This window comes from Paracoccus gahaiensis (assembly GCF_005048225.1).
Classification (GTDB): domain Bacteria; phylum Pseudomonadota; class Alphaproteobacteria; order Rhodobacterales; family Rhodobacteraceae; genus Paracoccus; species Paracoccus gahaiensis.
Genome location: NZ_SUNI01000059.1, coordinates 1 through 3399 on the forward strand (window position 1 = coordinate 1; position 3399 = coordinate 3399).

2 protein-coding genes and 1 pseudogene are annotated in these 3399 nt (G+C 61.0%); 1 reads left to right on the forward strand and 2 read right to left on the reverse strand.

Features of this window, described 5'->3' with window-relative positions; genetic code table 11:
* Positions 1-78: 78 nt before the first annotated feature.
* On the forward strand, positions 79-2235 hold the full coding sequence (locus tag FA743_RS19960; protein ID WP_425467212.1) for a toprim domain-containing protein: 2157 nt from the start codon (positions 79-81) through the stop codon (positions 2233-2235).
* 380 nt (positions 2236-2615) lie between these two features.
* Here the strand turns inward: FA743_RS19960 and FA743_RS19965 are convergent, their stop codons facing one another.
* Together FA743_RS19965 and FA743_RS19970 are read right to left on the reverse strand one after the other, a co-directional pair.
* Entirely contained in the window at positions 2616-3191 is a 576-nt protein-coding gene (locus FA743_RS19965) for an SDR family NAD(P)-dependent oxidoreductase (RefSeq protein ID WP_246055077.1), read from the reverse strand.
* Positions 3191-3399 (reverse strand): annotated as a pseudogene (locus FA743_RS19970) (nuclear transport factor 2 family protein); the annotation flags it as partial. The gene FA743_RS19965 and the pseudogene FA743_RS19970, both read right to left, overlap by 1 nt.

Consider the following 3399-nt stretch of genomic DNA (forward strand, 5'->3'; position numbering starts at 1 on the left):
GGCTTCCTGCTCCTTGATCATCCCAATGATCTGCGCCTCGGTGAAGCGGCTTTTCCTCATATCGTATGCTCCTTCGTGATGAAGCAAACTCTACATCAAACCGAGGGACGTTCCGGGGGGCAGGTCAAATTTCCGGTAGAAAGCAGCCGGACATCAAAGCGGTCAGCGCCCGCAACGTCCTTCCTAGTATCCGCTGAACTGGCAGCTTCAACTGACACTAAGCGAGCCGAAAAAGTGGCTACGATCATAGCTCAAGCAGCAGATCCCGCCGCCTCCCCGGTGATGCCGTATCTGCGCAGCCGCGGCATCACAATTGCCCTGCCCGACTGCATTCGCTACCGTCCCAAAGCCTTCGGCGCATATGGCGCGATGGTCGCGCTTGCGACCGATCACGCCGGGGAGGTGTTGGCGGTTCAGCAGGTTTACCTTACCCCCGAAGGCACCAAAGCTTCGGTCACGGTGGTCAAGCGCACGAACAAGACGGTCGATGGCTGGGCCAGTCACGCCGCCGTCCGCTTTCCTGGCAGTGCCCCTGTCGTCCTGTGCGAAGGTGTCGAGACGGCGCTCTCCATCTGGCAAGCCACTGGCCAGGAGGTGTGGGCTTGTCTGGGCATTTCAAATATCGGCTGTGCTCCAGTTCCTGACAGAGGCGACGTCATTGTCGCCCGCGACGGAGACCGCGCGGGTAGCCCAGCGGGAAAACAAATAGTCCGCGCTGCCAGCGCCCTCGCCGAGCGTGGCTCCACTGTCATGATCGCTACCCCGCCCGCTGGGCAGGACTTTAACGACGTGCTGATCCTCAAAGGAAATGAGGCCGTGCGCAGCTGCATCAACTCCGCCGAACGCTTTAGGCCTGGGCATGCGGAAACGAGCTGCAAGCAGCTAGACATTGGTTCCGATGTGGAAGTTGCGGCCCGTGCCCGCAAAGACCTCATCGCGCGATATGGCCGGATCGCCTACACCGAAGGCGATTTCTGGCGCTACACCGGCACCCACTGGGAAGTGATCTCTCAGGATCACATGCGCAGCATCGTTCACCAGTATGATGGTGCGGCCTTTTCCTCGGCCAGTGGTCAGCCTTCGCGGGTGAAGTTGGGGCGAGGCCGCATCGACTCCATTCTGCATGAATGCGCGTCTATCTGTGCCGAACCCGGCTTCTTCCAGCCTCAGACAGGAGGGATCAACTGCGCATCCGGCTTCATCCGGATTGATACTGATGGCTCAACTCGTCTGGGGCCGCATGATCCCGAGCATGGCTGCCGCCATGTGCTTCCGGGCCGCTGGCATCCCGAAAACAAGGGTACTCCACCCTCTGGCTCCCTCCTCGCAGGCTTTCTGAAAGGCATCTTCCTAGGTGACAAGGACGCGGAAGCGAAGGTTCAGCTCCTTAAGGAAATCTGCGGCGTAGCCGCCCTCGGCTATGCAACGAGGCTCGTACAGCCTCGTGCTGTCATCCTCTACGGCAAGACTGCGGAAAACGGAAAGAGTCAGTTCCTCGATCTTGCCCGGGGTCTGTTACCACCCTCTGCCGTCTGCTCGATATCCGCCGCCCGCATGGCAGATGAGCGCCACGTTATCGGCTTGCGGGGCAAGCTATTGAACGCTTCTGACGAACTCTCAAGCGCGGCAGTCTCGTCAGATACATTCAAAGCGATCGTTACCGGCGAACCAATTGACGGGCGTGAGCTTTACAGAAGCCGGGTGGAGTTCCGGTCGGTTGCGCAGAACGTTTTCGCCACCAACAAGCTGATAAGCTTCAAAGGCGGCCTTGACCGCGGCGTGCAGCGCCGGATCCTGATCATCAGCTTCTGCAGAACCATTCCGATGGGAGAGCGCGTCGAGAACATCGGCAAGCGCATCGCCACGGAAGAGGCCGATCTGCTACTGGCATGGGCTGTCGAGGGAGCCGCGGATCTGATCCGCCAGCGCAACTTCACGATCCCTGAGAGCAGCAAGGAGGAGATGAACGAGTGGCTGTTCGGGCATGATCCGGTCCTTGCGTGGATTGACAGCTGCACCGAAGTGCAGCCGATCTACAACGGCGGGCCGAAGCTGGCGACGCGGGACGCATATCGGCTGTTCAGCATGTGGGCCGCAGCGGAGGGCTTCAAGCCGAACGCAATCCCGGGGATCAATGGCTTTGTTCAGCGCGTGCAGGCGCAGGTCGCGGGTATAGACAAAAAGCGCGCGGCTTCTGGTCCTTACTTCCTCGGGCTTTTCGTGACGCACCGATGACGCAACAGCGACGCCATTTCATTCGCAAGTCTTTGTAAGTGTTGAGATGCTGCACTTCTCAATAAAAATCGAAGGGCAGAATCTGTACCAATGGCACAGGCATGTTTCTATAGAGAAAGGATTGTCGGTGAGTGGTACATCTTAACACTATCAGCGAGTTATGCGTTGTTGAGGTGCATTGCTGAAGCATCGGTAGATCATCAGGACGCATGCTGCCGCGTCACCAAGGCGGACATGCCTTAGAGTACGGCACATCGATGCCCTCCGACCCCTGCCCTCTTGGGTCCTTCTGGCGCGGTTCTGTATGCGGTGGGCTTAGTCCCGAAAAATCGTCAGTTTCAGGCGAAAAATCGGGGTTTCCATGCGCACGGTTTCCACCCTCACATCAGCTTTGCTCGGATCTGCCTTCCCGCCGCGTCGGTCGCGAACATCAGAAGGACTAGCGCCCATCGACATGACTCGTGACTCCAATCCCTCGCCACCGCGCGGGACGACATCGACCGAGCGTCGGCGGTCGTCGCCTCCGGCAGCGGCACCAGGCGCTGGATCGAGGTGACATGGACGACCACGCCCGCACCCTGCGCGACCATGCCAGGCACCAGCGCCCGGTCCAGCCGCAGTGCGGGCAGCAGGTTCAGGGCCAACTCGGCCTGCCATTCTGCATCGCCCAAGGCCGCGAAGCCGCCGCCAGGGGCAGAGGAGCCGCCCAGCATGTGGACGATGATGTCGGTGCCACCCATCCGGTCCCGCACGGCCTTGGCGACGACCTCGCATCCTTCCGTCGTGGTCAGGTCGGCGGCGACGAACAGCGCCTTCGGCAGATCGACAGGCTTGCGGGCCGTGGTCAGCACCTGCGCGCCAAGCTGACGGAACAGCGCCATGGTGGCCGCGCCAGCGCCCTGCGTGCCTCCGGTGATCAGGGCGCGCTTGCCCTTCAGCGTCAGGAAATCCGACATCATCCGACCTCCAGATCGGTGATGCGGTCGCCCGCCAACCCAAAGGTGAAGGTCAGCACCGCAGGGCTGCCGGGGAAATCGCCGGTCACGGTCGCCCGGACGATGGTCTTTCCTCCGGCCTGCTCCATGCCGATCGGCTCTGCATGGTGTCGATACTTCGCCTTTGCGGCCAGCCACCAGTTGCGGATGGCCTGCCGGCCTTGATGGT